This window comes from Stutzerimonas kunmingensis (genome assembly GCF_002929225.1).
In the GTDB taxonomy this organism is placed as follows: Bacteria; Pseudomonadota; Gammaproteobacteria; order Pseudomonadales; family Pseudomonadaceae; genus Stutzerimonas.
On the sequence record NZ_PISM01000017.1, the window covers coordinates 1 to 5,544 of the forward strand.

5 protein-coding genes and 2 pseudogenes are annotated in these 5,544 nt (G+C 56.7%); 5 read left to right on the forward strand and 2 right to left on the reverse strand.

Features of this window, described 5'->3' with window-relative positions:
* Nucleotides 1–116: 116 nt before the first annotated feature.
* Both CW305_RS10505 and CW305_RS10510 read right to left on the reverse strand, forming a co-directional pair.
* Nucleotides 117–314: pseudogene (locus CW305_RS10505) on the reverse strand (two-component sensor histidine kinase); the annotation flags it as partial.
* 38 nt (nt 315–352) lie between these two features.
* Nucleotides 353–1,030: a heavy metal response regulator transcription factor gene (locus CW305_RS10510; protein WP_003292145.1), complete on the reverse strand. Its 678-nt coding sequence runs from the start codon at nt 1,028–1,030 to the stop codon at nt 353–355.
* A 584-nt stretch (nt 1,031–1,614) separates the two neighbouring features.
* Between CW305_RS10510 and CW305_RS10515 the strand changes: the two genes are divergently transcribed.
* The 5 genes and pseudogenes from CW305_RS10515 to CW305_RS23975 form a co-directional block, all read left to right on the forward strand.
* Nucleotides 1,615–1,785 carry a DUF2933 domain-containing protein gene (locus CW305_RS10515; RefSeq protein WP_080505060.1) on the forward strand — a complete coding sequence of 57 codons (171 nt, stop codon included), beginning with the start codon at nt 1,615–1,617 and terminating at the stop codon, nt 1,783–1,785.
* Nucleotides 1,786–1,877: 92 nt separating this feature from the next.
* Nucleotides 1,878–4,145, forward strand: a complete 2,268-nt coding sequence (locus tag CW305_RS10520; protein WP_162836506.1) for a heavy metal translocating P-type ATPase — start codon at nt 1,878–1,880, stop codon at nt 4,143–4,145.
* Nucleotides 4,146–4,218: 73 nt separating this feature from the next.
* Entirely contained in the window at nt 4,219–4,491 is a 273-nt protein-coding gene (locus tag CW305_RS10525) for a heavy-metal-associated domain-containing protein (RefSeq protein ID WP_044313818.1), read from the forward strand.
* 97 nt (nt 4,492–4,588) lie between these two features.
* A complete protein-coding gene (locus CW305_RS10530) occupies nt 4,589–4,957 on the forward strand; it encodes a DUF411 domain-containing protein (protein WP_234462266.1) in 369 nt (122 codons plus the stop codon).
* A gap of 170 nt (nt 4,958–5,127) precedes the next feature.
* Nucleotides 5,128–5,363, forward strand: a pseudogene (locus CW305_RS23975) (protein-disulfide reductase DsbD); the annotation flags it as partial.
* Nucleotides 5,364–5,544: the final 181 nt, after the last annotated feature.

Sequence of the window (5,544 nt, forward strand, 5' to 3'; positions counted from 1 at the left end):
CAACGAGCTCTCCGCCAAGCCATTCAAATGGAACAAAACGGCTGAATCGATCATCAGCTCAGTCCACAAAGCTAAACTTGGCGCGATGAAAAATAGATTATTGAACTAACCGCTCAGGCCACTAGCAGAGCTCGCAACTGCGGTAGCTCCTCAGCAAGGTTTGCGCTGCTGCGTACGTTATTGAAAATTTTCTTGGTCGATTCGAGCTTCTCCACCAAGGCCTGCCGATCCAACACTTCGAAGTGATGCTGGCTAAGCAAATTGAAGCTCAGCCCAGCTATGGTGAGAACTACAACCACCACAGACATGAACATGACACTCATTCGGGCGGTCAGCGAAAGGTGACGCAGTCTCACTCCGGTGCATCCATCATATAGCCCATGCCACGCACGGTATGGATCAGTTTGTGCTCGAAGTCGTCGTCGACTTTTGCGCGCAGACGGCGTACCGCGACCTCGATAACGTTGGTGTCGCTGTCGAAGTTCATATCCCATACCTGAGATGCAATCAGAGACTTCGGAAGCACCTCGCCGCGTCGGCGCATCAACAATTCCAGCAGTGAAAATTCCTTCGCCGTCAGATCAATTCGCTTCCCAGCACGAACGGCGCGGCGCTTTAGCAGGTCCACTTCGAGATCTGAAATTTTCACGGTGGTTTGGGTGGGGGAGCCGCTGCCCCTGCGAAGCAATGTCCGGACCCTTGCCAGAAGTTCGGAGAACGCGAACGGCTTAATCAGGTAGTCGTCCGCGCCCAGCTCCAGGCCTTTGACGCGGTCTTCCACGCCATCACGTGCGGTCAAGAACAGTACGGGTATTTCGTGCCCTGCTGATCTGACCATGCGTAGCACCTCCCATCCATCTAACCCTGGCATCATCACGTCAAGGATTAAAAGGTCATAAACCTCACTCAGCGCATATTGGAGCGCATCTGTGCCAGTCGTGACCCGGTCGACGGTAAATCCAGCTTCGGTAAGTCCTTGTTGCAGGTAAGAACCAGTTTTGGGTTCGTCTTCAGCGACCAGTAATTTCATGCAGGCAGATTCCGAAAGTTTGTTTCGACTCAGTGTGCAGGTTAACGAGGCCGCCATCTAGAAGCTTACAAAAATGTAACGTATAAATCAGCTCGCTGACAGGCGGAGGTGATAGTGTTTCACATAAGTCGGAATCTATGTTCGAGCAAAATATGAGCAGTGACTCTAAGAATGCTAGCAGCTGGTTTTTCCAGGCCTTCCACATTGCTCCCTTGGCCTAATGGCGCCTCAACGGCGCCTTTTTTTTTGATGATCTGATCAGGCGGGCGAGCCTTACAGATAGTAATTTAAGTGTGCGCACCTCTGAACTTGAAGTGAATTAATTCATTCCTCTGCACGGAGTTTCTTTCAATGCTTAGATTGGGCGCGACATCCATCAGTCGGCTATCAAGCAAGGAGGGTCGGCAAGGTGAGGATCCGTTAATCTCCTTAGTTGGCATGCTATATCTATCGGGACGAGCGGCTCATGCTGACGCAACGTACTAAAAATACCAGCACTGGAGGTCACTGCCGTGTATCACCGCCATCTTCATCGGAATAATGAAATATCTTTTTGGAAGACTAGACCCGGCGTAGCGCTCTTAATGCTGGCAATAATCGGTTTTTTCTACTTGGCACGCGAGCATTACGGTCATCTCTTGCAGGGACTGCCATACATAATCTTGCTGCTTTGCCCGTTGCTCCATTTGTTTGGTCACAACCATGGTGGCCATTCCAATCCCACCCGTGTCTCCAAGGACAAAGATAGGAAGTAAATGACATGCACAATTCTTCCAGCAACCACGACCGGCATCAGGCTAACCATTCGCACGATCAAAACGGTAAACAGTACGACCCGGTGTGTGGAATGGCGGTCAAGCCAGATAGTCCTCATCACGAGACCTTCGAAGGAAAGACTTATCGCTTTTGCAGCGCAAGGTGTCAGGAGAAATTCCAGGCTGCCCCTCAGCGGTTCGCAAGCGCACGGTCGCGTGAGGAGAATCAGAATGTAGCTCAAGCGCCGTCCGAACCGAGCACTGAATACATCTGTCCGATGCATCCGGAGATTCGCCAGGCGGGACCAGGAAGCTGCCCAATCTGCGGTATGGCATTGGAGCCTGTGATTCCGGAACTAGACGAAGAAGAGAACCCGGAGCTTAAGGACTTCTCTCGGCGCTTCTGGTGGACCCTGCCGTTGACGGTGATCGTCACCGTGCTGGCCATGGGGGGGCACTCTCTGAACCTATTTCACGGCTCCACGCAGAACTGGGTCGAACTCATATTGGCCACTCCAATAGTGCTTTGGTCCGGCTGGCCGTTCTTCGAGCGCTGCGTACGCTCCTTCCTGCTGCGCAGTCCGAATATGTGGACGCTGATCGGTCTCGGCACCGCCGCCGCCTATCTGTACAGCGTCGTGGCCACTCTCGCGCCGGGCGTGTTTCCCGCCGACTTCTTGAAAGACGGGCGCATCGGTGTGTACTTCGAGGCGGCGGCAGTGATCATCTCGCTGACTTTGCTCGGCCAGATACTTGAGCTGAAGGCGCGCTCGCAGACTTCGGCGGCGATCAAGTCACTCCTTGGCCTGGCGCCGAAGACCGCGCGACGCATCAATCCCGACGGTACGGAGAACGACATTCCGCTCACCCATGTTCATGCGGGCGACAGGCTGCGAGTGCGCCCTGGAGAGAAGGTGCCTGTCGACGGTCTGGTACTGGAGGGCGAAAGCGCAGTAGATGAGTCAATGTTGACCGGCGAGCCGGTGCCGATCATGAAGCACGTCGGTGACAGTCTCATCGGTGCCACCCTCAATGCACACGGCAGCTTGGTGATGCAGGCGCAGAAGGTCGGCAGCTCGACCATGCTTGCGCAGATCGTGCAAATGGTTGCCCAGGCGCAGCGCTCCAAAGCACCGATGCAGCGACTGGCTGATGTTATCGCCGGTTACTTTGTGATGGTGGTAATCGCTATCGCCATACTGACGTTCCTTGTCTGGGGTCTTTGGGGGCCGGAGCCGAGCTGGGTCTTCGGTTTGATCAACGCGGTGGCGGTGCTGATCATTGCCTGCCCGTGCGCCCTGGGCCTGGCCACGCCAATGTCGGTGATGGTCGCGACCGGCAAGGCGGCCGGCAGCGGTGTACTGTTCCGTGATGCGGGTGCCATCGAAAATTTGCGCAAGATCGACACCCTGATCGTCGACAAGACGGGTACCCTGACTGAAGGTCGCCCGGCCTTTCACAGTGTAGAGGCAGCGCCTGGTTTCACTCCGGATGAGGTGCTGCGCCTGGCAGCGAGCCTCGATCAGGGCAGCGAACATCCTCTAGCCCACGCCATCGTCGACCATGCCCGTACACAAGGCCTGGCACTGAGCACGGCCGAGACATTCGAATCAGCGTCCGGCATCGGCGTGCGTGGCCAGGTTGATGGCCACCGTCTGCAACTAGGCAATACCGCGCTGATGAATGATGCCGGCGTGGATGCCAGCTCCCTCAGTGCGCGGGCCGAACAGTTGCGCGGCGAAGGCGTGAGCATCATGTTCCTGGCGGTGGACGGCGTCCTGGCTGGTCTGCTGGCAGTGGCTGATCCGATCAAGCCGACGTCGAAACTGGCGGTAGAGCGCCTGCAGGCGGATGGCGTGCGGGTAATCATGGCCACCGGGGATGGCCTGACTACTGCTCGTGCAGTGGCCCGCGAACTCGGCATCGAAGAGGTGCACGGCGAGGTCAAACCGCAGGACAAGGAACGCCTGGCCGCCGCCCTGCAACAAGAAGGGCACCGCGTGGCCATGGCCGGCGACGGCATCAACGACGCTCCAGCCCTGGCGCGTGCCGATATCGGAATTGCCATGGGCACCGGCACCGACGTAGCGATGAACAGTGCTCAAGTCACACTGGTCAAGGGCGACCTGCTGGGCATCCTGCGAGCAAGGAGCTTGTCAGTGGCCACGGTGCGCAATATGCACCAGAACCTGACCTTTGCTTTTCTCTATAACGCTCTGGGCATCCCGCTGGCCGCAGGCCTGCTCTACCCGCTGACCGGCCTGCTGCTGTCGCCGATCATCGCGGCGCTGGCTATGAGCCTGAGTTCGGCCTCAGTGGTATTTAACGCGTTGAGGCTGCGCAAGGGATCGATCGATTGAAACGCTTGACCTTGCCCTTCTGGCAAGGTTGAACATTTGCTGAACCATTACGGTGATTTCCCAGGAGATTCTCATGAGCACCATTGAACTCAACGTCGAAGGCATGAGCTGCGGCTCGTGCGTCAAGCATGTCACCGAGGCGCTCAACACTGTCGAGGGCGTCACCAAGGTTGATGTCGATTTACAAGCCGCCAGGGTGCGGGTTAGCGGCCAGAGCGACAGCCAAGCGCTGATTGCTTCCCTGGCTGATGCAGGATATCCCGCTCAGCTGGCCGGTCCGGCAACCGGATCGAGCAGCATAAAAAAGACGGGTTGCGGTGGCAGCGGTGGCTGCGGCTGCAACTGAAAATGAAAGGCAAACAAGGTTCTTATATGTCTAGAAACTGCGTATATCAGTCCTTGCGGCGCTGCTGATAAGTGGGGCGGTCCATGCCGCTGAACCCTTGATCATCGATGTACACCGAGACGCCAACTGTGGTTGCTGCAACGACTGGATCTCCTATCTGGAAGACAACGGCTTTGAGGTCCGCGACCATGTTGAACGCAACATGCGTTCGGTAAAGCAAGACCTGGGAGTCGAGCCGCGTCTGGCGTCCTGTCACACCGGTGTGATCAACGGCAAGTTCGTTGAAGGCCACGTGCCGGTGGCGCAGATACTCGAATTGCGCAAGCGTTCCGACCTGCGAGGTATTGCCGTGCCCGGTATGCCGGCTGGATCGCCCGGTATGGAGCACGGGGATGTCAAACATGCCTACCAGGTAATCGGGCTTACCCCTTCAGGGCAGGATGAGGTCCTCGCCAAGTACCCGTAGGTTCAGGCTCCGTGCCGCTGACCAGCTTTCCCAGTCGGGTGGCACGGGGATTTCGCTGGATGATCGCAGCGATTACCCTCCCCCGGCTCGCTTGGGCAGGACAGTTTTCCTGGCTTGCGAGGCGGAATTATGTCTGGGGCCTTTAGTTAAACTCTTATTTCGCGAGATACATGTTTCGCCTTTTGCTGTGCCTGCTTTTACTGATCCCACCGCCGGTCAGCGCCGGGATTTCTGATCTGCCTCGCTCACAGCCGCCCCTCTTCAACGCCCCCTGAATAACAGCCAGGACTTCCTGCCGGTGGATCTGGCCTTTGGCCTTGATCTGATAGAAGCCGACATCGACAGTATTCGCCTGCGGTTCATAAATGCCGATGGTTATTACCTCTACAAAGATGGTTTCGCCTTCGGCCAACCTTTGCTGCTGGACTGGTACGCCGACTGGTGCATCAGTTGCAAAGTAATCGGCGATTTTCAAGGTAGTTGTCGCGCGAGCGTGTCACGCTGCCTTTGGTGTTTGCTGCAGTACCGCTTCCCGCTCCGGGTTCAGGCACACGATTGGTGCCAGCACCCAGTTCCTGATGTTGCCG

Bases quoted from the DNA above. Each gene is read 5' to 3' on its own strand.
- CW305_RS10510 (WP_003292145.1), bottom strand. From the start codon at position 1,030: ATGAAATTACTGGTCGCTGAAGACGAACCCAAAACTGGTTCTTACCTG.
- CW305_RS10515 (WP_080505060.1), top strand. From the start codon at position 1,615: ATGCTGGCAATAATCGGTTTTTTCTACTTGGCACGCGAGCATTACGGT.
- CW305_RS10520 (WP_162836506.1), top strand. From the start codon at position 1,878: ATGGCGGTCAAGCCAGATAGTCCTCATCACGAGACCTTCGAAGGAAAG.
- CW305_RS10525 (WP_044313818.1), top strand. From the start codon at position 4,219: ATGAGCACCATTGAACTCAACGTCGAAGGCATGAGCTGCGGCTCGTGC.